The 22,085-nt window shown below is 41.1% G+C and carries 30 protein-coding genes and 2 tRNA genes; 19 read left to right on the top strand and 13 right to left on the bottom strand.

Annotated elements, in window-relative coordinates; genetic code table 11:
* The first annotated feature begins 122 nt into the window (after positions 1-122).
* Entirely contained in the window at positions 123-482 is a 360-nt protein-coding gene (locus tag IEE86_RS18675; RefSeq protein WP_191098494.1) for an MmcQ/YjbR family DNA-binding protein, read from the top strand.
* Positions 483-614: 132 nt separating this feature from the next.
* On the top strand, positions 615-1,376 hold the full coding sequence (locus tag IEE86_RS18670; protein WP_191098493.1) for an SDR family NAD(P)-dependent oxidoreductase: 762 nt from the start codon (positions 615-617) through the stop codon (positions 1,374-1,376).
* 53 nt (positions 1,377-1,429) lie between these two features.
* On the opposite strand, the gene IEE86_RS18665 is transcribed toward IEE86_RS18670, so the two are convergent.
* Complete coding sequence (locus tag IEE86_RS18665) at positions 1,430-1,798, bottom strand: UPF0715 family protein (protein WP_191098492.1); 369 nt, start codon at positions 1,796-1,798, stop codon at positions 1,430-1,432.
* Between the two features lie 280 nt (positions 1,799-2,078).
* On the opposite strand from IEE86_RS18665, the gene IEE86_RS18660 reads away from it, so the two are divergent.
* On the top strand, positions 2,079-3,227 hold the full coding sequence (locus IEE86_RS18660; RefSeq protein WP_191098491.1) for a type II asparaginase: 1,149 nt from the start codon (positions 2,079-2,081) through the stop codon (positions 3,225-3,227).
* A 32-nt stretch (positions 3,228-3,259) separates the two neighbouring features.
* Here IEE86_RS18660 and IEE86_RS18655 read toward each other — a convergent pair whose 3' ends face one another.
* The 3 genes from IEE86_RS18655 to IEE86_RS19585 all read right to left on the bottom strand — a co-directional run bounded on the left by IEE86_RS18655 (position 3,260) and on the right by IEE86_RS19585 (position 4,959).
* A complete protein-coding gene (locus IEE86_RS18655; RefSeq protein WP_191098490.1) occupies positions 3,260-4,159 on the bottom strand; it encodes an alpha/beta fold hydrolase in 900 nt (299 codons plus the stop codon).
* A gap of 56 nt (positions 4,160-4,215) precedes the next feature.
* Positions 4,216-4,668 carry a MarR family winged helix-turn-helix transcriptional regulator gene (locus tag IEE86_RS18650; protein ID WP_191098489.1) on the bottom strand — a complete coding sequence of 151 codons (453 nt, stop codon included), beginning with the start codon at positions 4,666-4,668 and terminating at the stop codon, positions 4,216-4,218.
* Between the two features lie 162 nt (positions 4,669-4,830).
* Positions 4,831-4,959, bottom strand: coding sequence for a hypothetical protein (locus IEE86_RS19585; RefSeq protein WP_263479588.1), 129 nt, complete (start codon positions 4,957-4,959; stop codon positions 4,831-4,833).
* A 137-nt stretch (positions 4,960-5,096) separates the two neighbouring features.
* Between IEE86_RS19585 and IEE86_RS18640 the strand changes: the two genes are divergently transcribed.
* The 3 genes from IEE86_RS18640 (at position 5,097) to IEE86_RS18630 (ending at position 8,035) form a co-directional block, all read left to right on the top strand.
* Positions 5,097-5,702, top strand: coding sequence for a TetR/AcrR family transcriptional regulator (locus IEE86_RS18640; RefSeq protein ID WP_191098488.1), 606 nt, complete (start codon positions 5,097-5,099; stop codon positions 5,700-5,702).
* A gap of 31 nt (positions 5,703-5,733) precedes the next feature.
* Positions 5,734-6,936 carry an MFS transporter gene (locus tag IEE86_RS18635; protein ID WP_191098487.1) on the top strand — a complete coding sequence of 401 codons (1,203 nt, stop codon included), beginning with the start codon at positions 5,734-5,736 and terminating at the stop codon, positions 6,934-6,936.
* A 283-nt stretch (positions 6,937-7,219) separates the two neighbouring features.
* On the top strand, positions 7,220-8,035 hold the full coding sequence (locus IEE86_RS18630) for a GNAT family N-acetyltransferase (RefSeq protein ID WP_224741092.1): 816 nt from the start codon (positions 7,220-7,222) through the stop codon (positions 8,033-8,035).
* Here the strand turns inward: IEE86_RS18630 and IEE86_RS18625 are convergent.
* Complete coding sequence (locus IEE86_RS18625) at positions 8,027-8,500, bottom strand: GNAT family N-acetyltransferase (protein WP_191098486.1); 474 nt, start codon at positions 8,498-8,500, stop codon at positions 8,027-8,029. The genes IEE86_RS18630 and IEE86_RS18625 overlap by 9 nt on opposite strands.
* Before the next feature lie 54 nt (positions 8,501-8,554).
* On the opposite strand from IEE86_RS18625, the gene IEE86_RS18620 reads away from it, so the two are divergent.
* Positions 8,555-8,824, top strand: coding sequence for a YesK-like family protein (locus tag IEE86_RS18620; RefSeq protein ID WP_191098485.1), 270 nt, complete (start codon positions 8,555-8,557; stop codon positions 8,822-8,824).
* Here the strand turns inward: IEE86_RS18620 and IEE86_RS18615 are convergent.
* From IEE86_RS18615 to IEE86_RS18605, 3 genes are all read right to left on the bottom strand, one after another.
* A complete protein-coding gene (locus tag IEE86_RS18615) occupies positions 8,821-9,360 on the bottom strand; it encodes a GNAT family N-acetyltransferase (protein ID WP_191098484.1) in 540 nt (179 codons plus the stop codon). The two genes, IEE86_RS18620 and IEE86_RS18615, sit on opposite strands and share 4 nt — an antisense overlap.
* A gap of 3 nt (positions 9,361-9,363) precedes the next feature.
* On the bottom strand, positions 9,364-9,753 hold the full coding sequence (locus IEE86_RS18610) for a VOC family protein (RefSeq protein WP_191098483.1): 390 nt from the start codon (positions 9,751-9,753) through the stop codon (positions 9,364-9,366).
* 79 nt (positions 9,754-9,832) lie between these two features.
* Positions 9,833-10,456, bottom strand: a complete 624-nt coding sequence (locus IEE86_RS18605) for a GNAT family N-acetyltransferase (protein WP_191098482.1) — start codon at positions 10,454-10,456, stop codon at positions 9,833-9,835.
* A gap of 155 nt (positions 10,457-10,611) precedes the next feature.
* On the opposite strand from IEE86_RS18605, the gene IEE86_RS18600 reads away from it, so the two are divergent.
* From IEE86_RS18600 to IEE86_RS18575, 6 genes are all read left to right on the top strand, one after another.
* On the top strand, positions 10,612-11,163 hold the full coding sequence (locus tag IEE86_RS18600) for a TetR/AcrR family transcriptional regulator (RefSeq protein WP_191098481.1): 552 nt from the start codon (positions 10,612-10,614) through the stop codon (positions 11,161-11,163).
* A 90-nt stretch (positions 11,164-11,253) separates the two neighbouring features.
* Positions 11,254-11,796 (top strand): dihydrofolate reductase family protein, encoded by a 543-nt coding sequence (locus tag IEE86_RS18595; RefSeq protein WP_411955711.1) that lies wholly within the window; start codon positions 11,254-11,256, stop codon positions 11,794-11,796.
* A 108-nt stretch (positions 11,797-11,904) separates the two neighbouring features.
* The gene (locus IEE86_RS18590) at positions 11,905-12,378 is read left to right on the top strand and encodes a MarR family winged helix-turn-helix transcriptional regulator (RefSeq protein WP_191098480.1); all 474 of its coding nucleotides are present in this window, start codon (positions 11,905-11,907) and stop codon (positions 12,376-12,378) included.
* Entirely contained in the window at positions 12,362-12,985 is a 624-nt protein-coding gene (locus tag IEE86_RS18585; protein ID WP_191098479.1) for a nitroreductase family protein, read from the top strand. The genes IEE86_RS18590 and IEE86_RS18585 overlap by 17 nt, the downstream gene beginning before the upstream one ends.
* Positions 12,986-13,002: 17 nt before the next feature.
* Positions 13,003-14,055 (top strand): LLM class flavin-dependent oxidoreductase, encoded by a 1,053-nt coding sequence (locus tag IEE86_RS18580; protein ID WP_191098478.1) that lies wholly within the window; start codon positions 13,003-13,005, stop codon positions 14,053-14,055.
* Between the two features lie 349 nt (positions 14,056-14,404).
* Entirely contained in the window at positions 14,405-14,698 is a 294-nt protein-coding gene (locus tag IEE86_RS18575) for a hypothetical protein (RefSeq protein ID WP_191098477.1), read from the top strand.
* A gap of 33 nt (positions 14,699-14,731) precedes the next feature.
* Here the strand turns inward: IEE86_RS18575 and IEE86_RS18570 are convergent, their stop codons facing one another.
* Positions 14,732-15,295 carry a helix-turn-helix domain-containing protein gene (locus IEE86_RS18570; protein WP_191098476.1) on the bottom strand — a complete coding sequence of 188 codons (564 nt, stop codon included), beginning with the start codon at positions 15,293-15,295 and terminating at the stop codon, positions 14,732-14,734.
* 112 nt (positions 15,296-15,407) lie between these two features.
* Between IEE86_RS18570 and IEE86_RS18565 the strand changes: the two genes are divergently transcribed.
* The gene (locus IEE86_RS18565; RefSeq protein ID WP_191098475.1) at positions 15,408-15,995 is read left to right on the top strand and encodes a LysE family transporter; all 588 of its coding nucleotides are present in this window, start codon (positions 15,408-15,410) and stop codon (positions 15,993-15,995) included.
* A 4-nt stretch (positions 15,996-15,999) separates the two neighbouring features.
* Here the strand turns inward: IEE86_RS18565 and IEE86_RS18560 are convergent, their stop codons facing one another.
* Positions 16,000-16,551, bottom strand: a complete 552-nt coding sequence (locus IEE86_RS18560; RefSeq protein WP_191098474.1) for a GNAT family N-acetyltransferase — start codon at positions 16,549-16,551, stop codon at positions 16,000-16,002.
* Positions 16,552-16,677: 126 nt separating this feature from the next.
* On the opposite strand from IEE86_RS18560, the gene IEE86_RS18555 reads away from it, so the two are divergent.
* Entirely contained in the window at positions 16,678-16,863 is a 186-nt protein-coding gene (locus tag IEE86_RS18555; protein ID WP_191098473.1) for a CsbD family protein, read from the top strand.
* Positions 16,864-16,943: 80 nt separating this feature from the next.
* On the opposite strand, the gene IEE86_RS18550 is transcribed toward IEE86_RS18555, so the two are convergent.
* Complete coding sequence (locus IEE86_RS18550; protein ID WP_191098472.1) at positions 16,944-17,264, bottom strand: AzlD domain-containing protein; 321 nt, start codon at positions 17,262-17,264, stop codon at positions 16,944-16,946.
* On the bottom strand, positions 17,261-17,986 hold the full coding sequence (locus IEE86_RS18545; RefSeq protein ID WP_191098471.1) for an AzlC family ABC transporter permease: 726 nt from the start codon (positions 17,984-17,986) through the stop codon (positions 17,261-17,263). The genes IEE86_RS18550 and IEE86_RS18545 overlap by 4 nt, the downstream gene beginning before the upstream one ends.
* 296 nt (positions 17,987-18,282) lie before the next feature.
* Between IEE86_RS18545 and IEE86_RS18540 the strand changes: the two genes are divergently transcribed.
* Together IEE86_RS18540 and IEE86_RS18535 are read left to right on the top strand one after the other, a co-directional pair.
* Positions 18,283-19,158, top strand: a complete 876-nt coding sequence (locus tag IEE86_RS18540) for a DMT family transporter (RefSeq protein ID WP_191098470.1) — start codon at positions 18,283-18,285, stop codon at positions 19,156-19,158.
* A gap of 78 nt (positions 19,159-19,236) precedes the next feature.
* Positions 19,237-20,256 carry a S66 family peptidase gene (locus IEE86_RS18535; protein WP_191098469.1) on the top strand — a complete coding sequence of 340 codons (1,020 nt, stop codon included), beginning with the start codon at positions 19,237-19,239 and terminating at the stop codon, positions 20,254-20,256.
* Positions 20,257-20,291: 35 nt separating this feature from the next.
* Here IEE86_RS18535 and gltP read toward each other — a convergent pair whose 3' ends face one another.
* A complete protein-coding gene (gltP, locus tag IEE86_RS18530; RefSeq protein ID WP_191098468.1) occupies positions 20,292-21,542 on the bottom strand; it encodes a glutamate-aspartate/proton symporter GltP in 1,251 nt (416 codons plus the stop codon).
* A gap of 368 nt (positions 21,543-21,910) precedes the next feature.
* On the opposite strand from gltP, the gene IEE86_RS18525 reads away from it, so the two are divergent.
* Positions 21,911-21,987, top strand: a tRNA-Arg gene (locus IEE86_RS18525).
* Positions 21,988-21,998: 11 nt separating this feature from the next.
* A tRNA-Gly gene (locus IEE86_RS18520) sits at positions 21,999-22,072 on the top strand.
* The last annotated feature ends 13 nt before the right edge of the window (positions 22,073-22,085 follow it).

Here is a 22,085-nt window from a genome sequence, read left to right as displayed (position 1 = left end):
AGCACAGAACCCAGCGGGTCTGTGCTTTATTGTTGTGAAGTGAATGAAAAAGATCAGATATCCACCTTCATGGTCGATATAATAGAAAGAATAGGAGATAACTTAAAAAAGGAGCGAATCTAATGGAAAAAGAGAAACTACAGGCATTTTGTCTTTCTTTAAAAGGAGTAACCCATGATTATCAGCCAGAATGGCAGGTAGATCGTTATCATATTGGTGGAAAGATGTTTGCTATGATGGGTGGAGATGCGAATCGAAAGCCTGTCATCACGTTAAAATGTGATCCTCATCGTGCGGAAGAACTAAGAGAGATGCATGAAGGAATTATCCCCGGCTATTATATGAATAAGACTCATTGGAATTCCATTTACCTTGATGCTGACATTCCGTCTTCATTTGTAGAAGAGTTAATTGAACATTCCTATCAATTGGTATTTCAAAAATTAACAAAAAAATCTCAACATGACATCCTCAAAAAATGATTGAAAAGGGAATGACTGAGGAGCTATATCTAAGTTAGACAATATGCCCTTTGACTCTCTTCAAAATTGACGAGAGTCAAATGCTGTCGTTATAATTTAACCAGCTAGAAGACGTTAATAGGGGGATATAAAATGAGCTATACAGTCATTACAGGAGCAAGTTCAGGTATTGGATATGAGGCGGCTCTAGCCTTTGCAACACGAGGAAAAAACCTTATTTTAGCTGCACGCCGACTCGATAAACTCCAAGAACTGAAGAAAAAGATTCTTGATCAATCTCCCGATATCAAAGTAGAAGTACACTCTGTCGATCTAACAGTCAAAGAGCAAGTGTATTCCTTTTATGAGTCATTAGCTGAATATGAGCTGGATACGTTCATTAATAATGCAGGCTTTGGTCATTTTGGCTCAATTGGAGAACAGGATGTAAGTAAAATTGGGGACATGCTTCATCTGAATATCGAAGCTTTAACGATTCTATCCACTTTATTTGTTCGTGATTATGAGCAAGTAGAGGGAGCGCAGCTGATCAATATTTCCTCAAGAGCAGGCTATACAGTTGTCGGCAATGCCGTCACCTATTCAGCAACGAAGTTTTACGTGAGCGCCTTTACAGAAGGACTGGCCCTAGAGTTGAAAGAAAGAGGGGCCAAATTACAGGCAAAAGTATTAGCGCCTGCCGCGACAGAATCAGAATTTGCAAAGCGTTCATTAGGTGTAGACCAATTCGAATATGAAGGTAATATCAAAAGATATCATACATCAAAAGAAATGGCAGCGTGTATGCTAGCGCTTTATGACAGTGAAAAAACAGTCGGTATTGTTGACGGGAAGACATTCCAATTTGAATTGAAAGATCCAATTTTTTCACACGCTAGTACAAGTATGAAATAAAGATTCTAAATCACTGTGAACACATACTAGAGCAACTAAAAACACCTTCGCATTTAGGTGTTTTTTTTCTGCATGCTTTGATAAAACAAAGAATCACAAATCCAGTAGATGAGACTGCTCATGATGATAATTGGTACGGATGTCTGATTCCTAGTACCATCAATGACAAAGAGCATGACAACCATTGCAATCAGTAAATAAGCAGCCAAATAAAGAGGGTGAAAGGCCTTTGGCTGCAAAGAAAACAACAACTGTAAAGGGACCGCAAAGACGAAATAATAAACAAAAAAGATGGGAATGTAAAACACCAGAAACGCAGGTTCACCCTGAATCGTTGGATATAAGCATACGAACAAGCTGAGTAAAATAGAGCTGATGAATAGTGTGATGATGATTTTATGAAATGGTTGAAGGGAACCCAAAATACATACTCCTTTATGATAAAATTTACTATATTTTATCATAAATTGGTTACGAAGTACTTGCTAATTCTATATAGCTCAATCTCCATCACATCCCCTCTGTTTATTGCGAAATTAGGTATTAAGATGCGAATAAAACCTTTGTGATAATGCCCTTTTTACCTTTAATTGGTTCTGTAACTTTTGCCTCATGCCGATGAATGAAGGAATGTTATAAAGTAAATCCTATAGAAAGAGATATAGCCTTGAATCCATCACATTTAAGAAAAGAGATGATCCAATGAACATCACAAAATGGTTAGGTGCTGTCCTTCTTTCTGTTTTATTACTAGTGACAGCAGCTTGTGCGAACACGAGCACACAAGAGAATAATCAAAGTGAAAAAGAAAGCGTATCCGGTGAAACAAAAGAGAAAAAGACAGCCGTTGAGACAGGGAACAAGTCATTGTCTAATATTAAGGTCCTAGCGACAGGTGGGACGATTGCTGGTAGTTCAGACAGTGATACAGATACAACGGGATACAAATCTGGTTCACTTGGTATTGATAAAGTCATTGCTTCTGTTCCTCAGCTAAAGGATATTGCAAATGTCACAGGTGAGCAGGTAGCGAATGTCGGCAGTGAAAATGTTGATAATGCTCTGCTTTTAAAATTAGCTAAGCGAGTCAATCAACTCTTAAATGATGATCAAGTAGATGGCATTGTCGTTACACATGGCACAGATACACTTGAAGAGACCGCTTATTTTTTACATTTGGTTGTAAAAAGTGATAAGCCCGTTGTGGTTGTTGGCTCGATGAGACCAGCATCTGCTATTAGTGCGGATGGGCCGCTTAACTTGTACCATGCTGTGAAAATTGCCTCCACAAAAGAAGCAAAGGGCAAAGGTGTCATGGTCACATTAAATGACCGAATTGCATCGGCTCGATTTATTACAAAGACAAACACGACCACAACCGATTCCTTCAAGTCACTTGAGCAAGGCTACATTGGAGAAATTGCTGGTGAAGTGGTTTCCTTTTATAACGAACCGACAAGAAAACATACGACTGAAAGTGAATTTGATGTATCAAAAATAAAAGAATTGCCACAAGTTGATATCTTATACGGCTACCAAAATGATCATAAATATATGTATGATGCAGCTGTAAAAGCTGGAGCGAAAGGGATTGTCGTTGCCGCAGCAGGAAATGGAACGATGTCAACAGAAGCCATCAAAGGGGCAACAGATGCTGTGAAAAAAGACGTGGTCATCGTAAGATCAAGCCGTGCGGGGAATGGGATTGTGACTCATGAAAAAATGGATGATGAACATCACTTTGTGTCCTCAGATTCATTAAACCCACAAAAAGCACGCATTCTGCTCATGCTGGCACTGACGAAAACAACAAATCCAGATAAAGTGCAGACGTATTATGAAAAGTATTAATGAAGGAAGGGACCCGAAGCTTCGGGTCTTTTTTATGCGTGCTCCTGATGCTGCTTTTCCGCACGCGCTTTTAAAGAAAGTAAAATATCTCGCCAAATATCGTCTACATCAGTGAGAAAATGTCCCGCATGATCTATATAATATGTTTTGACGTTTGGAATGCTAGGAGCCATTTTTTCTATTTCCACAAATGGGGCCATCGTATCTTCTTTACCATGCCATACATCAACAGGGAGTTGTATATCTTTCATATCGAACGCCCACGGCCGTGAGAGCAAATTTGGTTCATAAATACATTCATCCACCGATTGACGAGTGGCTTCGTGTAAATGCGTCATCATCATCTCGAGCTGCTCATCGGTTTGAAGAAATTGACGATCCCATGGATGTAAATGCTTGTTCCCGTTTTTGGCCAGCTTCTTAAATTTCTCTGGTTTGTTCTCAATCATTTTTTTCTGGGAACGATAGCTTGCTTTCAATAGCCAAGGAAGCTTCTTACTGAGGAAAAAAGCCAATTTGTTCTCTTTCAGCATACTTTTAGGCGGTTTTCCGTCCTGAAAAGGAGTTGTACTTGAGATCAGAGCGGCGGAAAGGACTCGGGTCGGCAATTGATAGGCACAGCCAGCAGCGAATGCGCCGCCTCCAGATACACCCATCACTGAAAAATGGTGAATGCCTAGATGATCTGCCACTTCCTGCACGTCCTTAGCCCAGTCTAAAATCGTACGGTCAGGTAGAGGAGTAGATAAACCAAATCCGGGTCTGTCTAAACAGATGAGACGAACACCGAGCTCTTTAGAGATGGGGTCATCATCTAAAAACATGACTCTTGATCCAGGTGTTCCGTGAAAAAAGAATACTGGAAACCCTTCAAGATCACCGTATTCACACAAACCAATCTGACGTCCATCTTGTAAATGAAGTCTATCCATATTTTCATCTCCTTAATAGTTTATCTAGCTTAAATGTTGATGAGAGAAACACCGTATTAAGGCGCTTCTTTCGCAATCTGATAGATTTTTTCGTATAGAGATAATAATGTTTTTAAATCTTCTTTTGGAAGCTTTGCATAGTATTTTTGAATAAGGTGCAATTGAATTTCTTCCGTATTCTTGTGATAGTCATGGCCCTTTTGAGCAAAATCAACAATGATTTCTCTTCGGTTATGTGGATTAATTTCTCGTTTAACATAGCCAAGCTGTTCAAGCTTTGATACGAGCTGGCTAGCGGCACTTGCCGAAATTGAAAAGTAATCAGCTAGCTCGTTGATTGTTCTCGTTTTTGTTCGTAACAATTCAAGTGTCAGCTCTTGTTTGGCTGATAAATCTGCATACTCATGTTTTAAAAATCGTTGATACTCTTCTACATAGATAGAGCCTAGTGCATTCGAGTATTCAATGATTTTTTTACTGTAATGAATGATTTCCTCATCCAATGACATCACCTCTCTTCTATTATAGGTCATCTTTATATTTAAGTTAAGTTAAATGTTAAGAAAGATTAAATTAAAGAATGGCGGAATACTCATGAAAAGGAAATCACCGGGATATCCACTTTTTCACCAAAAAGGGGCAAAGAATGCTTCCCATGACCCCCCGCACATTCATAACAGGTGGTTGGTTTGAATTTGAACAGGTAGTAGGCCAAAGTGGCAATGAACAGGTCGCAGAAGAAAAACATGTACAAGTCTTTTTTTTGTGATGGCATAAATGATCGTATTGTTTGTTTTCATACGGTTCACTCCTTTTGAAGTCGATGACTTTTTCATTGTATTATGGGCGATCTCCATTTATAATAAAAAAATAAACCAACTGGTCGGTTTTAATTTATCTATGCAATGAAAAGTAAGGTAGAAGGGATTGTTAATAGATGACAAGTACACAAAGCGGGGCCGAAAAGAGTGAGAAGACGAAGCAAAAAATCGTCACCGCTTCACGTGATTTATTTGCGAAAAAAGGATATTCAGAAACATCAGTGCGAGATATTCTAGAGGCTGCTCAGATTAGTAAAGGCAATCTCTATCATCATTTTAAAGGTAAAGAGTTTTTGTTTCTTCATATTATGGAAGAGGATCACCGCTTCATGATGGAGACGTGGCATGAGAGGAAGAAAACACTGCACCGAGCCATTGATAAGCTCGCAGGCTTTGCAGAGCTGCTTAGTCAAATGGGGATTAACTATCCATTAATGAGAGCGAGTGAGGAATTTTGTGCCAGTGCCTTTACATCAGACGAGGTCATGGAAAGGCTGAACAAGATTGATGTCGATTTTGATGATGTGATGAGAGACATTTTGCTGGAAGGAAACGAAGACGGTAGCTGGTCGATCCAGCATGTGGAGTCAAAAGTGAAGATTTTACTTTCCGTTTTTTACGGATTAGACGTGTTATATAAAAATGACACCATCCAACAGAAGAAAGAGTTACAAAAAGAGGCAATCTCATTGTTTATTCACGGAATCAACCATCATGAGTAACAAGTGAGTCAGTAAAGGAGAAACAAACATCATGCAAAAACCGATTCGTGAGCAAAAAGCTGTACTCGTTATTTTATTAAGTAATATATTTATTGCGTTTTTAGGCATCGGTCTCATCATTCCTGTCATGCCGCTATTCATGAATGTCATGCATCTAACAGGCAGTACGATGGGATATCTTGTGGCGGCGTTTGCTGTGGCTCAGCTCATTACATCACCTATTGCGGGGAGATGGGTAGACCGCTACGGAAGAAAGATCATGATTGTGTCTGGGCTGTTTCTATTCGCGTTATCAGAACTCGTTTTTGGCCTTGGGACACATGTGTATGTTCTGTATTTTGCAAGGCTTCTAGGCGGAATTAGTGCGGCATTTATCATGCCAGCTGTCACTGCCTATGTCGCTGATATCACAACCGTTCAAGATAGATCAAAGGCGATGGGGTATGTCTCTGCGGCCATTAGTACCGGTTTTATCATTGGCCCAGGAATTGGTGGATTTATTGCAGAATACGGCGTACGCTTGCCCTTCTTTTTTGCGGCAGGTATTGCGTTTATTGCCGTCATTTCGTCTATGTTTATGCTGAAGGAGCCATTAACAAAAGAAGAGAGAGAGAAGCAAATGGGTCAAGTAACGGAATCTACTTTCTTTAAAGATTTGAAGAAATCCGTTCATCCAAGCTATCTTATCGCCTTCATTATTGTGTTTGTCCTTGCGTTTGGACTATCCGCATATGAAACGGTTTTTAGTTTGTTTACAAATCATAAGTTTGGATTTGGACCAAAAGATATTGCGGTGATCATTACCGTCAGCTCAATTGTAGCGGTGATCATCCAAGTGCTTGTGTTTGGTAAACTAGTAAATGCCCTAGGGGAAAAAAGAGTCATTCAGCTATGCTTGATTGTTGGAGCGGTCCTTGCTTTCGTGTCAACTGTCGTTTCAGGCTTTATGGTTGTGCTGATCGTCACCTGTGTTATTTTCCTTGCGTTTGATTTATTGCGTCCGGCATTAACGACCTTTTTATCAAAAATCGCTGGCAATCAGCAAGGGTTTGTCGCAGGGATGAACTCTACCTACACAAGCTTAGGTACAATTTTCGGCCCGGCACTTGGCGGCATTTTATTCGATCAAAATATTCATTTCCCATTTCTGTTTGCAGGAGTTGTCTTATTTCTTGGATTAGGCTTGACTCTTATTTGGAAAGGGAAGGTGACAGAAGAGGCAGCAGCAGAATAATGAATGAAGAAGTAAGAGACCTTTTAAACGAGGTCTCTTTTTTTAAGGTTGCGGCTTCAGGTGATTTAATGCCTGTGCCATGTGGATGGCTGATGACGTTTACTTCCGTCACATCCTTTTCTTGATTCCAAATAAAACAAAGCCTCATTCATAAACCTCCTTTCACAATGAGCATAGCAATAGAGGAAAGCGAATGCGAAGGAATTTTGTTTTGGAGAAGAATTTTATTTGTTCAAAGAGTCACTGCATGTCCGCATCTTTATATATAATGGAAGGAAAGAACATGTTCGTGAATGGAGGAAGCACCGTGCATCTCTTGTGGCAGCAAATGGCATCATCCATGAAGGAAGGAATTCGTCAGATTGACCCGGCATATCCAGTGTTTGTAGATGCGGTCATGGATGGTTTTATCCAAGGAAATCTTTATGTAGATAATGCAGAGCATCCTCTTGTTTATTTTCTCGAAGCTGCATGCGGCATTTATTATGTGGCAGGCAAGAGAGAAGCGGAGCTATCACGCTGCTTGGCCTTCATTGTGGAAGCTTACGAAAGGCAGAGAAGACGAAACGGTCGGTTTACTGTATTTTCAGCAAATCCATTAACAGATGAGATGATGAAAAAATGTCTTGGTTCACATCTGAATGAGATGGAAAGACATGCGTATGTTTTTGTTCCGCATGCACACTCTCATGTCCCTGCACCTCATCAGGATGATAGGGTAGTGCGGACAAATGAACAGGTGATCACTGCAAGCAGAGCTTTTCCTCCCAGCTATTACAAGTCTTATTGGGGAGAAACTGCTCGCTTTCTATCAAAAGGAATCGGGATTGCTATCTTAGATGGAGAGAACGTGGTGAGTGAATGTGTCTCTATTTTTTCAAGTGAAGATCGTGTGGAGATAGATATTTGGACAGATGAAGCCTGCCGGGGAAAAGGATTGGCGTTACTAGCAGGACAGCATATGATCAGGGCCTGTCTTGAAAATGAGAGGACACCGCATTGGGATTGCGATGTCCATCACCTAGCTTCAATCAAACTGGCAGAGAAGCTAGGCTTTCAGTGGACAAAAACCTATCGACTGTTTTATGGCTCAAGATGAGAAGGTCTTGAGATACCAAGCATCCATGGCAGAATGCTCAGAGCCTTCAATCGGTTCAGAAAGAAGAGAAAAGCCATATCGCTGATATAGGCCAGTAGCGGCTGTTAATTCACTGCGGGTTTCTAAATAACAAGCATCGTAGTATGTAGCCGCATATTGCAGGGCCCTATCCATCAGCTTCTTGCCCGCACCTTTTCCTTGTGCTTTTGGGCTTAAATAAAGCTTTTGCAGCTCACATATGCCATCTGTGAAAGGGGCAATGCCAACACCGCCAACAATGTCACCATGCTCTTCGGCAATCCAATAGGCTGCATGATTCAGTGATTGATAGTATTCGAAAAGCTGATCAAGGTGGGGGTCAGTGTAGGCGGTCCCTTCAATTGCTAGATTCGCCGATTCTAGTGACTGGCGAATAATCGCGGCGATATACGGATTGTCTTTTTGCTCAATCGGTCTAATGTTCATTGGAAGTACCTCCATCGTCATAAGATAAAAAAAGAGAATAGGAGTTGAAACAACATGTTTTGGTTGCAAATTGTCATTTTTACAATGATTGTACTTGGTCTCTCGTGGTGGGCAGGGAAAAGACGCAGACACCGCCATGCGGGGCTGATCGTTCCTATATGTTTGATGTTGTTTGGATTGGTTTTATTGATCAGCAGCTTCTTCATTGGCAGGTGGGAAGGGATGACGCTCAGTATATCAAGTATCTCTATTGTTCTAGCTTCAATGATTTGTTTGATCATCGTCACAGGGATTCAATTTTTTAAAAAAGATGACCCTTCTTAAGCAGGGGCACCTCCACTGCTCATCTGATCGTATTCTTCACGCACGATGCCCATGATGATGACATCTGAATAAGTACCATTGAAATAGAGCGCTTGACGTCTTTTTCCTTCATATTGAAACCCGGCTTTCTCATAGCTGCGAAAAGCTCTTGGATTATGAGAAAAGACTTCAAGCTCAAGACGGTTGAGTTCTAATGTGTCAAAGGCGAATGCTTGTACCATCCGAACAGCCTCAGTGCCATAGCCCTTTTGAAAATATTCCGGCCCATGAAGCGCAATTCGAAAGCTTGCCGTATGATTAATTGGATCAATGTCCACAATCGCCGCATCCCCAATCATTTCTTTTGTATCAGTAAGACAAATAGCGAAGTCTCGTCTACTATCATCCTGTAGAAAACGGGTATAGGCTGAACGAATTTCTTCTAGTGTGAATTTTTTGCGTGTGCCAGTCATATAAAGTGTTTCTTCATGCTGACACCCTCTTTGAATACCGGGATAATCGTGTTCTTCAATCGGTCTCAAAAATATACGAGTCATGAATTAATCACCCTCCTCTATATATCGAGAGATTTCAATTAAATTTCTATCTGGATCACGGATATAAACGGATTCAATCGGTCCTAATGTACCAGTACGTCTGACTGGCCCCTCTTCGATTGGAACGACCTGCTTTCGAAGGTGCAGTAGCAAACTGTCCATATCCAAATCGGTGATAAAGCACAAATCACTAGATCCAGGAAGAGGATGAGCCGCTTTTGGTTCAAATTCATGACCGGCTTCATGAAGATTGATCTTCTGTAAACCAAAACGAAGCGCTTTACGGCCTTCTCCAAAAGTCTCTTCCTTCATCCCTAATACGTTTGTATAAAAGCGAATGGTTTCCTCCATATGTTGTACAGTCAACACGATATGATCAAGTCGTCGTATCATCAGTCTCTCCTCCAAGTATGATCGTTGATTGAACTGTTTCTATTATATCACCACTAGAAGAAGAAACCTTGAGATCCTATCATTTGATCAACGTTTTGTAGCTCCAACTGTCTAAGAAAAGATCTTTTCCGCGAAGCACTCTCTCATCAAACTCTGCCCAACCATTTCTACGATAAAAATGACGATTGGCCTCGTTGTGTGTGATGAGCGTAAACAGACCTCCTCCTTTACTAGCGACAAAAGGAAACAGGCATTCTTTTAACATGCGGCTTCCGACCCTTTTTCCTTGCTGATTTTTCGCCACAACAAGCGCTTCTAAATACCAATAAGGTTTTCTTAAGGATGAACAGGCTTTCTTCGCTTCCTCTAATATACTGAACACATGCTTTATAGCCGATATACCGCCTGTGAAAAGCAGCTTTAATCCACCTGACAAGATGTAGTCTATGAGTCCTGGCTCAGGAAGGCTTGGATGTTTTAAAAGTGCGGCAGATACAATTTTGCCGTTCTCGATTCCGATAAAACAGCTTTGATGACGATAATATACTTTCGTATTGACCAAATGAAGCTGACGTGCGAACGTAGAGCGATTACGGACTCTTTCACACAATAAATCAAAAAATGTATAATCCTGAAAAGAATCATATAACAAATCGGCAATTTGAGGCAGTTCGTCCTCTCTGGCATGTCTAAATTGAATCATAGGATGATCCTCCTTTTATTTTTTTGAACAGATATGGATTATTGAACATGTGTTTATTATAATGGGAAGAAAATCAACCGAACATCGGCAATAGATGATCTCTTGTTCAAAAATAGACAACTTGGATCAAATTGTTCAAAAGTGGAGGGTATCTCATGAAGGATAGACGGACAATCAAAACAAAAAAAGCGATTAGAGAAAGCTTTCTACAGCTTTTAAAAGAGAAAGAAGTTCAGCAGATTACAGTGTCAGAGCTTTCTAGACTGGCGGATCTTGGCAGAGGGACTTTTTATTTGCACTATCAAGATGTGTTTGATTTATATGAACAGCTTGAAAAGGAACTATTTGATCAGCTTGGGGGATTATATGATGAAGCCTTTCCAAGCCAAGACCCGCTGGACATGCTTTCTTTTTTAAACAAAACAGTAGGGTATCTGAAAGAAAATCAATACATGCTGACGTTATTTGTAAAACCCAACGGGCCAACGACAAATCAATTTAAAACGTTTTTTAAAGAGAAAATCATGAAAGAGTGGCAGCTTGACCAACGACATATTACGGAGAATGAACAGATTGAGGCCTCTTTTGTCGTGTCTGGTGTTGTGGGTGTACTTGAGGAATGGATTCATGAAGGCATGACAGTTGATGCCGGGAAGCTCTCGCACAAATTGTACGAGCTTCTCGTCAAGGTGGAACAGGAATCGTAAAAAATGAAAAAAGCAATGTATCCTTTGCTCTTCCTATATGCTACAATCGAACAGAATATATGTTCTTATTTAGACTGGGGAGTGATGAGGTTGAGTGAGAAAAGAAAGCTGCTTTTTTATGGAGCGATGAGTATCGATGGATATCTAGCAAGAGAGGATCACCGGCTCGATTGGCTGATAGGAACAGAGGGCGAAGAGGAAACGAGCTATGATGAATTTTATGCGTCAGTCGATACGCTTATCATGGGGCGTAAGACATATGAACAGGTTCTTAAGCTCTCGCCTGATGAATTTCCTTATGAAGAAAAGACATGTTATATCATTTCACGTACCTTACAAGACAGTCATCAAGGAACACACATCATTCGCGAGGATGTCTTATCATTTATTACAAGCTTAAAAAAAGAAAAAGGCCAGCATATCTGGATTGTAGGAGGCGGCGAACTGCTTCAGCCTTTATTGAAAGCAAGATTGGTTGATGAGCTTTTTCTTCAAGTCGCACCTGTCATGATTGGAAAAGGAATTCCTCTTTTTCCTCCAACGAATCAGGAGTCTAGATTTTCATTACAAAAAGTACAACAATACAAGCAGATTGCTGAAATGCATTTTGTCTTAAAAGAAGAGGGCCACTGAACCAAGGTGGTCTTTTTTTCATGAAACAAACTCGTTGACAAGAAAATATCCTAGTGTTAGGATAAATTTATCCTAGTTTTAGGATTTATTGAAAAAGGAGTAGTTGCCATGGTGCAGCATGAACATGAATTAGATTTAAGGCTATTCCGCGTGTGGATGAAAGCCTATCAAGCCCTTTTTACAAATATCCAAAAAGACATTGAACGTTATGATATCGGATTTGAAAACTTTCAGATCCTTGAATTGCTCTATAGTAAGGGGCCTCATCCTGTCCAAAAAATTAGTGACATCTTGTCAATCCCAAGTGGAAGCATCACATATGTCGTGAACAAGCTAGAAAAACAAGAACTGGTGAAAAGACAGTGTGCGCCATCCGATAAGCGGGTATTCCATGTACGGCTTACGGATAAAGGAAAGCAATTGTTTGACGACATTTTTCCTAAACATACAGTTGTCATTTCACAAAATCTATCCTTTATTGAAAAAGAAGAAAAAGAGCAGCTCATTGAATGGCTGAAAAAAATCGGTCTAGGTGCAGAACAACTTCGCGAAAAGGGGAAACAAGATGACACTCAGCTTTGATACATTGGTACATGAAAGACGATCCGCATCAAATTTTTTGCCAAATATCTCGATTTCGAGAGAAGAGCTTAACAGCATATTTGAAGAGGTCAAAATGGCACCATCTGCTTTTAACTTACAGCACACACAATATGTCGTCGTCCAAACAGAAAGTCTCAAAGAACAAGTAAGAGAAGCCGCATTTGGACAATATAAAGTGCATTCCGCTTCAGCAGCGATCATTGTACTGGGAGACCCGAACGCATATCAGCAAGCAGGGAACATCTATGAAGGCCTGAAAATGCTAGGCATCCTAAACGCTCAGCAATACGAAGAAATGGTCAGAGAAACGATGAGCTTTTATGAGCAGAGAGGCGCGGAATTTCAAAAGGAAGAGGCGATCCGCAATGCTTCATTATCTGCGATGCTGTTTATGCTCGCCGCCAAAAATAAGGGCTGGGACACTTGCCCAATGATTGGCTTTGATCCTGAAGCGATGAAAAAGGTGTTGAACATTGATTCAGATTTGGTTCCTGTGTTAATGATCACACTCGGAAAAGAAAAAGTAGAGAGCAGACAAGCGAGAGGCTACCGAAAGCCTGTCTCTGAATTTGTGACATATTTATAAGATAGGGGGTTCCATCCATGGAACTAGGAATTAGTACATTTGTAGAAACAACACCTGATTTTCAAACAGGAAAAACAGTCAGTCACGCACAGCGTATTCGAGAAGTAGTAGAAGAAATTATTTTAGCAGATCAAGTCGGCCTTGATGTGTTTGGAGTGGGTGAGCATCATCGACAAGATTTCGCCGCATCGAATCCAGCTGTCGTCTTAGCGGCAGCGGCAACACAAACAAAGAATATTCGCCTGACAAGTGCAGTGACAGTCCTTTCATCTGCAGATCCTGTTCGTGTATTTCAGGATTTTGCAACATTAGATGGACTATCGAACGGACGTGCAGAGATCATGGCAGGCCGTGGTTCATTTATAGAGTCATTCCCGCTCTTTGGCTATGATTTAGATGATTATGAAGAATTATTTGAAGAAAAACTTGATTTGCTGTTGAAATTACAGCAGTCAGAGCGTGTAACGTGGAGCGGAAAGCATCGTCCAGCCATTCAGGATGTTGGGGTTTATCCAAGACCTGTTCAAGATCCGCTTCCAATCTGGATTGGCAGTGGGGGGAACCGTGAGTCCGTTGTACGAGCTGGATTATTGGGGTTACCGCTTGTACTCGCCATCATTGGCGGGAGTCCTAGACAGTTTGCACCGCTCGTTCAGCTGTACAAGCAAGCAGCTGTGCACGCTGGTCATGACCCCGAGAAATTAACTGTAGCGTCGCATTCGCATGGATTTGTTGCAGAGGAAACAGAAATGGCAGCAGATCAATTCTTCCCTTCCACACAGCATGTGATGAACACATTAGCGAGAGAGCGCGGATGGGGACCTTACACACGTTCTACGTTCGATTCAGCGAGAACATTAGAAGGCGCGCTTTATGTAGGAGATCCAGATACAGTAGCAGAAAAAGTCATACACCTCAGAAAAAATGTAGGAATCACACGTTTTATGCTACATGTCCCGGTTGGTTCAATGCCGCATGATCAAGTGCTAAAAGCCATTGAATTATTTGGAAAAGAAGTCGCTCCTAAAGTAAAAGAAGAGATTGCCCGCTGGGAAGCAGAGCAAGAATAAATAAAAGGGTCGATCAAGTGAATAGGCTTGATCGACCTTTTCTTATGCTTAAGGATCAATGACACATGGTTTCACTGTAGGGCATGAGGCAGCAGAAGCAAGTGGTGTGGTCGTCAAGGTGAAGAGGAAAACAAGTTGAAAACAGATGAGCCATTTTTTCATGAAATCACCTCCGTTAACAATTGTTCGACTAGAATGAGATGAGGATAAAAGCATAGAAGTATGTAACACTCTCTATCCAGCATAAGACAATCATATCATAATTTTCAAAAAAATGAAAAAATAACTTACGAAAGTTCTAAATTATGTTATGTTTAATATGTTCAACAAAAAAAGGGAGGGATTTTTTATGAAAAAGGTCATGTCTTCTGTTTTGGTTGGAGCAATTGTCTTAACGGGTGCTGGGGTCACAGCTGCTCCGGTGGAAGCAAAGGAAAAAGCAAACAGTGAAATAACGGTTCAGGCAAGTCGAACTGTCTCAGAAACGAGAACATATACGACGTCTAACATCCCATCAAGTATTACATATGCGAAGGATGGTTGGGTCGGTATTTTGTATCAATCTTCTATTGAAGAATTAGGCTTAGGTAAATACAGAGTCACATTTACTGGAACGGTTGTACGCGATCCGGGATTTAATTAAATACATGGGAAAGCTGACAGGGGGACAAGCCTGTCAGCTTTTTTCATGGGGATAATAGAGAATCATTTGCATCCGTACCATACGATCCCCCGATTGCTTATACTCATGGGCACGGTCAGCTTTAAAGCGAATTGAGTCGCCAGCTTTTAATTGATATTGTTCATCACCGATAGATAAATCCAGTGCTCCCTCAAAAACGGTAATCAACTCTTCTGTTCCCCCAATGTGTTCATTCGCACTGAGAGACCCGCCAGGATCAATTTCTACCCGGTACACTTCAAATTTCCCTCGATCATCAAAGGGAAATGTCGTATACACACGATATCTCCCATCGTCCTCAGTTAAAACCTGCCCATCCTCTTTACGTACCACCTTGATTTCAGGTTGCGGTGCGTAAATGAGCTCACTAAAAGACACCTTTAATCCATTGGCGATTTTCCACAAAGTCGTGATGGTAGGTGTTGATTCTCCTCTTTCAATTTGTCCAATCATGGTCTTGCTGACACTAGTTAATTCAGCCATCTTTTCGAGGCTTAGCTTTTTTTGGTCTCTGAGCTGCCTCACATTTTTAGAAATAATCGATTGTACGTCTTCCATGAAAAAAGCTCCTTTCTCTATTTACTTTATAAAGACCGGACGTTACAATAAAACGTAATATACTTTATAAAGTAATTATAGTCTAAATAACGTATAATAGGGAGGCGTCAACTTGATTCTATCTATGTTGATCTATGCTTTTGTTAGCAGCTTCACCCCTGGGCCAAACAATATCATGGCTATGGTCTTTACGAATAAATACGGGGTTAAGCAAACATTTCGATTTTGTTTAGGTGTGGGTATCGGATTTCTCGTCATTTTGTGTTTGAGTTGCTTCTTTAATATCATGCTTTATCAAATGATGCCGAAAATAGGCTGGGTCATGGCGTTCATCGGTGCCGCATACATGATGTATTTAGCTGTCAAAATCATGAAAAGTAAAGGTGGCGATGATGAAACACTTGATCGCTATAATCACTTTGTTCCTGGTATGCTGCTGCAATTTATCAACCCAAAAGCGATTTTGTATGGATTAACGGTCATTTCAACATTTGTTTTGCCCTATGGACAATCTAATATGCAATATGTGATATTGACGCTGATTCTCGCACTTATTGGCTTTCTCGGTACATTTAGCTGGAGTCTATTTGGTTCTTTATTTAAGCGCTTTTTGACTGCATACCAGAGACCATTCCAGCTTGTCATGGGTCTGCTCCTGATATACAGTGCGATTTCAATGATATGGGGCTATGTCATGTAAGTGGTCAGGAGCTTGGCCGCTGCCTGCCCATCACAATAGTGTCATCATACAGTCCGTCTGCCAGTTGTTTATCGTTTTTTAATATCCCTTCAATCTCAAAGCCATGTTGTGCATATAGCCGAATGGCTTTTTGATTGGATTTTAGCACTTGAAGTGAAATCTTTTGAATACCTTGCTGATCTGCCCAGTCGATAGAAGCGGCTAAAAGCTCTTTACCTATGTGATAGCCCCAAGTATCCTTCTGTACGGCGACGCCAAACGTCACTTTGTGAGCAAAGCGCTTGAGAGAATGCCCTTCACATCTTGAAAAACCGACAATTTCGCCTTCAATATCAGCGACCAAAAATAAATGCCGGCTTTGCTTGGCATCCTCTTGAATGAGAGCTTCAAATTCCTTTTCATCAAGAAAGGCTTCGCCTGGTTCACGGTCTAAATATTCTGTTTCACCATCAATTTTCAGTCTAAGCGCTGACAACTGTTTGGCATCTGCTATCGCAGCAGATCGAATACGATAGGTCAAATCACGAACGGTGAATATGTTTTCAGATATGATCATTGAACAGAGCACCAACCTTTCATTTGATCACTTCTATCATACCTGAAACGCGAACAGAGCACACTCAGATGTTTTGTATCTGTCAAAAAGGCTAAATGAATAGTATCAAACACGGAGGTGGAACAAATGAGTGAACAAAAAGGACACATGGATAAAGCGAAAGGAAAAACCAATCAAGTCAAAGGTCAAGTGAAAGAAAAGCTCGGCGAAGCAACAGATCATCAAAACCTGAAAGCAGAAGGGAAAAAGGATCAAGCAAAAGGAAAGCTTCAAGATAAAAAAGGGGACGTGAAAAATAAACTAAACGAGTAGCTTTCTGAAAGCTGTGCGAACTATTTGCAGCTTACCAAAAATGAAACAAAGCTTAACCGCATGCGGTTAAGCTTTTTCCTTTAGAAAAACCATCTGGCAGTGCCCATCAGCATGACGCCTACAAGAACAGTAAGTGACAAGCTCTTTGTCCAAATAGCGATCAGCACGGTTGGAACCAGGACAGCGAGGTACATCCAGTGAATGGTGACGCCTGTTGTTGTATGGATGAAAAGATGCTCTGCAATCAAAGCCGTAAAGATACAAATGGGAATAAACGATAACCACTTGAGTACCACCTCAGGCAGCTGGATACTCCGTACAAATAAAAAGGGAACGACCCTTGGAATGATGGTCACCATCATACAACCAAGAATCAGCCATATCATAAAGCTGCTGATCATTTATCTGTCACCACCCCAATGGTTGCGACAATCACGGTTGATAACAGAACAGCCACGTGTGAAGGAACAAAATGAAGCAGAACAAACATCGCAACCACCATATACAAAACAAGTGACAAACGATGGGTTAATTTATTTTTTGGGACAGTTTGCAAAGAAAGGATCAAGAGCGCAGCAAACATGGCAGATAGAGCAAAATCAAGACCAAGCGCTTCTGGGTTTGAGATCCAATGTCCAAAAATGCCGCCAAGTGTACAGGCAGCAATCCAGCACAAATAAGCTGTTAAGTTCAGTCCATGCATCCAGCGGTTGTTCAGTTTTCCTTGCTGCGCTAATTTGTTCATCGCTACGCCAAAGGATTCGTCAGTGAGCAAAAGACCAAATCCGATATTTTGCTTCAAAGAGTAGCGTGTAAAATGAGGAGCAAGCGTAAGGCTGAGCAATAAATGCCGTAGATTCACAATAAATGTGGTGAAAATAATAGCAGAAAGGGGACTCCCTGTGACAAGCAGTGCACAGATGATAAACTGCGAAGCACCTGCGTAAATAAAAATAGATAAGAGCGCAATGTCCCATATACTTAACTGTGCGCTAATTCCAACAATTCCGAAGGCAAACCCAATACTCATATAACCGAGCAGAGTTGGCACACAATCTTTTATCCCCTCGAGAAACGGTTCGTGTTCCGCGCTGGGAACGTGTTTCCTAGCTTCAATATCCAACGATCTCTACTCCTTTTTTCGTGACCACCTATAGTTTTACTTACTATATGAAAACGAATTCAGCATGTCAATCCCTATGTATCTTCTATTATATGAAGAAAGATGGTGATAAATAAGGATTGAAGTGAATCAAAATTTGTTATAAAGTATCAGAAAATAAAAACAATTGAGGTGACGACAATGCTATGGAAACCTTTATTTGAACATGATGTACCAAATACCCTCCGTCCATAACGGAGAGTGATCTCCGTTTGTGGATTATGGTGATCAATATATCCAGTAACGGAGGTAAAAAGATGAATGAAAAATATATAGGGGCCCTTTACTTAGCGATAGCCGCAAGTATTTGGGGCGGCATGTATGTGGTTGTCAAAGTAACAGTAGCGGTTGTTCCGCCACTTGAACTCGTATGGATGAGATATGCGATAGCCGGAGTCGTTTTGATGTTCACCATTTGGCGCTTAGGTTATTCCTTTCGATTAGATAAAAAAGATATCCCGCTTATTGTGGCAATTGGACTGATTGGAAATTTCCTATCAATCGTGACCCAAGAAATCGGCACCATGTACACATCTGCACAAATGGGGGCAGTCATTACGTCTGCTACACCTGCCTTTATGGTTCTGTTTGCGTTCTTTCTATTAAAAGAAGCCATGACTATTAGAAAGTGCGCATCGATCCTGCTTGCTACAGTAGGTGTATGGCTCATGATTGGACCAGTCGCAGTGCAAACAGATGAATTTATTGGTGGTCTCTCACTGGTTATCGCTGCTTTCACTTGGGCGCTTATGTCTGTTTTGCTGAAACGTGTTCCAGGGAAGTATCCTCAGGTGGTGACAACTACATATGCGATCATCGTTGCATTCATTGTTTTAACACCGCCTGTACTATTTCGTTTACCTCACTTACATGTAGTGCAGATGGCAAGGCCAGAGATTTGGGGCGGCATTCTCTATCTAGGGATCATCTCAACAGCTCTAGCATTCTTTTTATGGAATAGGGGGCTTCAATTGATGGATGCCTCGAGCGGCGGTCTGTTCTTCTTCTTTCAGCCTATCGTTGGCACAGCTCTAGGCTGGCTGCTTTTAGGGGAAGAGATGGGGATACGCTCATTCATTGGAATTCTATGTATCTTTGCAGGTGTCTATACTGTACTGCGTCAAAAGGAATAAGAAAAGATGTCCCTTGTAAAGGGGGCATTTTCATTAAAATGGATAGTTTAAGAGAGATAGAGGATGGAGGTAAGCAGGATGATACAATTTCCGCAATTGCAAAAAGGGCAAACGATTGGTGTCACAGCGCCTTCCTCAGGTGTACAGTCATCTTTGCATGATATGTTTCAGCTCTCATGTGAACGAATGAAAAATAGAGGCTATGATGTCATATGTGGAGAGACGGTTTGGCAGCAGGAAAAGGCGAAATCTGCCTCTGCCATAGAACGAGCAAATGAACTCCAGTACATGATGACATGTGATGAGATTGACCACATCATCCCGCCATGGGGAGGACAGCTGCTGATGGAAGTGTTAGAGCACCTTGATTTCTCATCGATGCAAAAAAAGTGGATTCTTGGTTACTCAGATACGAGTGCACTCCTGCTGGCATTGACATTAAAAACAGGCATTGCCACAGCGCATGGTCCCAACTTAGTGGATCTTCGAGGTGAAGAGCTTGATCAGACAACTGCCATGTGGGAAAAAGTACTCGCCACAACTGGAGAGACAGAGATTACTCAGTTCTCTTCATCTATGTATCAAAAGGAATGGCAGCATGAGAACCCGAGCAAACATGTTTTTCATTTAACAGAGCCTACGGTATGGCGTACGGTTGATCCACAGGAGATGACAGTAAAGGGAAGACTGATGGGGGGCTGCATTGATATCATACGTCACTTAGCCGGGACACCTTTTGGAGATATCAAAGCGTTTCAAAAAACATTCATAAAAGATGAACCAATTCTCTGGTATTTCGAAAACTGCGAATTAAATGCTGCAAGCGTGAAGAGATCGCTTGTTCAATTAAAACTAGCAGGGTGGTTTGACCATTGTTCAGGTATGATGTTTGGGCGAAGTGCAGTAGATGTGCCTGTTGAAGGGTATCGGTATCAGGATGTATATGAAGAATTACAAAAGGAATTACAAATCCCCATTTTTTACGATATAGATTGTGGGCATGTCCCGCCGCAAATGACGCTGATTAATGGGGCATATGCAGAAGTACAGCTGCAGCCACAAGGCAAAGCTGTACTGAAGCAAACATTTTCAGCATAAAGCAGGAAAGGGAGAACCCTTTCCTTCATATAACATTACATCCCTTTTGTTTCCTCACCTGCTTTTGGAACTTCCCACGCAGACTCACGGAATACTTTTTCCCATTTCGATACGACAATACATGCAACGGCATGCCCTGGTACATTCACGCCAGTTCGCGCCATATCCATAATTCTGTCAACACCTGCGATAATGGCGACACCTTCTGCTGGAAGACCTACTGCGTGGGCCGTTGCCAAAAGAACAACGAGTGAGCCGGACGGCACAGCTGCAATGCCTTTACTTGTTAAGACAAGGACAAGCATCATGAGAAGCTGCTGTGATAGACTCATGTCGACGCCAAATGCTTGTGCGAGAAACACACAGGAAACCGATAAATATAAACTTGACCCATCACAATTGAGAGAAAGACCAGATGGAATCACGAAGGAAACGATTCTTTTTGGACAGCCGTATTTCTCCATCCGAGACATGAGTTGAGGAAGAACAGTTTCTGTACTTGTAGTGGAAAAAGCAACCAAGAACAAATCCCAAATCATTTTTAATACTTCGAAGTAGTTAAAACGGAAGATCAGTGCGACAAGAGGGAACAAAACAAAGAGAATAATGAATAATCCTAAGAATACAGTCCCGACAAGCTTCATCATTGGGATTAATAAAACGATGCCATATTGGCCAACAGAAGCAGCCATTAATGCAAGAACCCCAAATGGTGCTGTCACCATCACCATTTGCGTTAGCTTAAACATAATTTGTGCCACTGATTCAAAGAAGGTGAGAACAGGAGCGGATGCTTTACCGATGCCGCTTGCGGCTACACCAAATAAAATGGCGAAGAAAATGACAGCAAGTAAATCATTCTGAGCCATGACATCGACGATATTGGTTGGAATGATATCTAATACCATTTGTTTAAAGTCAACGACTTTCTGCGTATAGCCGTCTAATTCCCCAATATCTTTCTTAGCTAATTGAGAGAAATCAAGTCCAACGCCGGGCTTTAAGACATTAGCTAATAATAGACCGATCCCTAGAACGATGGTTGTGATGACCTCAAACCAAATGATCGTCTTTAATCCGAGGCTGCCCATTTTCTTCATACCGCCGCTGCCAGCCGCACCAATAACAATAGTAGAGAAAACGATCGGAACAACGATCATTTTAATCAATCTAATGAAGCCATCACCAATTGGCCGCAGTGCCATTCCGAAGTCAGGGAAGAAATGGCCGAGAAGAGCCCCTATAACTAAAGCGATCATGATTTGAAAAGCGACGAACTTTTTCATCATCTCCTACCTCCTTTAATTGCTTGGAAAATATTAAGAATTTTCCAATAAATAAAAGTTCTATGTGACCATGTTTTGTCCTCCTTTGGATTTAGAAAGATTTTATTTAAGAATCATTAGAATTATGAAGAAAGAGAAGAAAATAGGGCTATCGCAACTCTATATATCTAAGAAAATATTACTTATTAAAAAACATGAAACTTTTTCGGTAAAATGTATTGACCCTTTTATATGATCCGTGGTATATTTTTATTCGTCGCTGATGACGCATTTGAAACACAGACGTTCAAACGCAAGTGACAAACGAACTCAAAAAGATGTTGACTTAATAAAAACGGTATGTTAAGATAATTAAGTCGCCTGATTAAGCGCCCGTAGCTCAATTGGATAGAGCGTTTGACTACGGATCAAAAGGTTAGGGGTTCGACTCCTCTCGGGCGCGCCAATATAAACCACGCGGGTGTAGTTTAGTGGTAAAACCTCAGCCTTCCAAGCTGATGTCGTGAGTTCGATTCTCATCACCCGCTCCATTTTTTAAAATGA

Source organism: Bacillus crepusculi, from assembly GCF_014764715.1.
Lineage (GTDB): Bacteria > Bacillota > Bacilli > Bacillales > Bacillaceae > Bacillus.
Note: the sequence above shows the minus strand (reverse complement) of the source record. Positions and strands in the feature narration are given on the sequence as shown.

What these genes read in the sequence shown, in the direction of transcription:
- IEE86_RS18675 (WP_191098494.1), top strand. Translation starts at nt 123, where the DNA reads ATGGAAAAAGAGAAACTACAGGCATTTTGTCTTTCTTTAAAAGGAGTA.
- IEE86_RS18670 (WP_191098493.1), top strand. Translation starts at nt 615, where the DNA reads ATGAGCTATACAGTCATTACAGGAGCAAGTTCAGGTATTGGATATGAG.
- IEE86_RS18660 (WP_191098491.1), top strand. Translation starts at nt 2,079, where the DNA reads ATGAACATCACAAAATGGTTAGGTGCTGTCCTTCTTTCTGTTTTATTA.
- IEE86_RS18655 (WP_191098490.1), bottom strand. Translation starts at nt 4,159, where the DNA reads ATGGATAGACTTCATTTACAAGATGGACGTCAGATTGGTTTGTGTGAA.
- IEE86_RS18650 (WP_191098489.1), bottom strand. Translation starts at nt 4,668, where the DNA reads ATGTCATTGGATGAGGAAATCATTCATTACAGTAAAAAAATCATTGAA.
- IEE86_RS19585 (WP_263479588.1), bottom strand. Translation starts at nt 4,959, where the DNA reads ATGAAAACAAACAATACGATCATTTATGCCATCACAAAAAAAAGACTT.
- IEE86_RS18640 (WP_191098488.1), top strand. Translation starts at nt 5,097, where the DNA reads ATGACAAGTACACAAAGCGGGGCCGAAAAGAGTGAGAAGACGAAGCAA.
- IEE86_RS18635 (WP_191098487.1), top strand. Translation starts at nt 5,734, where the DNA reads ATGCAAAAACCGATTCGTGAGCAAAAAGCTGTACTCGTTATTTTATTA.
- IEE86_RS18630 (WP_224741092.1), top strand. Translation starts at nt 7,220, where the DNA reads ATGTTCGTGAATGGAGGAAGCACCGTGCATCTCTTGTGGCAGCAAATG.
- IEE86_RS18625 (WP_191098486.1), bottom strand. Translation starts at nt 8,500, where the DNA reads ATGAACATTAGACCGATTGAGCAAAAAGACAATCCGTATATCGCCGCG.
- IEE86_RS18620 (WP_191098485.1), top strand. Translation starts at nt 8,555, where the DNA reads ATGTTTTGGTTGCAAATTGTCATTTTTACAATGATTGTACTTGGTCTC.
- IEE86_RS18615 (WP_191098484.1), bottom strand. Translation starts at nt 9,360, where the DNA reads ATGACTCGTATATTTTTGAGACCGATTGAAGAACACGATTATCCCGGT.
- IEE86_RS18610 (WP_191098483.1), bottom strand. Translation starts at nt 9,753, where the DNA reads ATGATACGACGACTTGATCATATCGTGTTGACTGTACAACATATGGAG.
- IEE86_RS18605 (WP_191098482.1), bottom strand. Translation starts at nt 10,456, where the DNA reads ATGATTCAATTTAGACATGCCAGAGAGGACGAACTGCCTCAAATTGCC.
- IEE86_RS18600 (WP_191098481.1), top strand. Translation starts at nt 10,612, where the DNA reads ATGAAGGATAGACGGACAATCAAAACAAAAAAAGCGATTAGAGAAAGC.
- IEE86_RS18590 (WP_191098480.1), top strand. Translation starts at nt 11,905, where the DNA reads ATGGTGCAGCATGAACATGAATTAGATTTAAGGCTATTCCGCGTGTGG.
- IEE86_RS18585 (WP_191098479.1), top strand. Translation starts at nt 12,362, where the DNA reads ATGACACTCAGCTTTGATACATTGGTACATGAAAGACGATCCGCATCA.
- IEE86_RS18580 (WP_191098478.1), top strand. Translation starts at nt 13,003, where the DNA reads ATGGAACTAGGAATTAGTACATTTGTAGAAACAACACCTGATTTTCAA.
- IEE86_RS18575 (WP_191098477.1), top strand. Translation starts at nt 14,405, where the DNA reads ATGAAAAAGGTCATGTCTTCTGTTTTGGTTGGAGCAATTGTCTTAACG.
- IEE86_RS18570 (WP_191098476.1), bottom strand. Translation starts at nt 15,295, where the DNA reads ATGGAAGACGTACAATCGATTATTTCTAAAAATGTGAGGCAGCTCAGA.
- IEE86_RS18560 (WP_191098474.1), bottom strand. Translation starts at nt 16,551, where the DNA reads ATGATCATATCTGAAAACATATTCACCGTTCGTGATTTGACCTATCGT.
- IEE86_RS18555 (WP_191098473.1), top strand. Translation starts at nt 16,678, where the DNA reads ATGAGTGAACAAAAAGGACACATGGATAAAGCGAAAGGAAAAACCAAT.
- IEE86_RS18550 (WP_191098472.1), bottom strand. Translation starts at nt 17,264, where the DNA reads ATGATCAGCAGCTTTATGATATGGCTGATTCTTGGTTGTATGATGGTG.
- IEE86_RS18540 (WP_191098470.1), top strand. Translation starts at nt 18,283, where the DNA reads ATGAATGAAAAATATATAGGGGCCCTTTACTTAGCGATAGCCGCAAGT.
- IEE86_RS18535 (WP_191098469.1), top strand. Translation starts at nt 19,237, where the DNA reads ATGATACAATTTCCGCAATTGCAAAAAGGGCAAACGATTGGTGTCACA.
- gltP (WP_191098468.1), bottom strand. Translation starts at nt 21,542, where the DNA reads ATGAAAAAGTTCGTCGCTTTTCAAATCATGATCGCTTTAGTTATAGGG.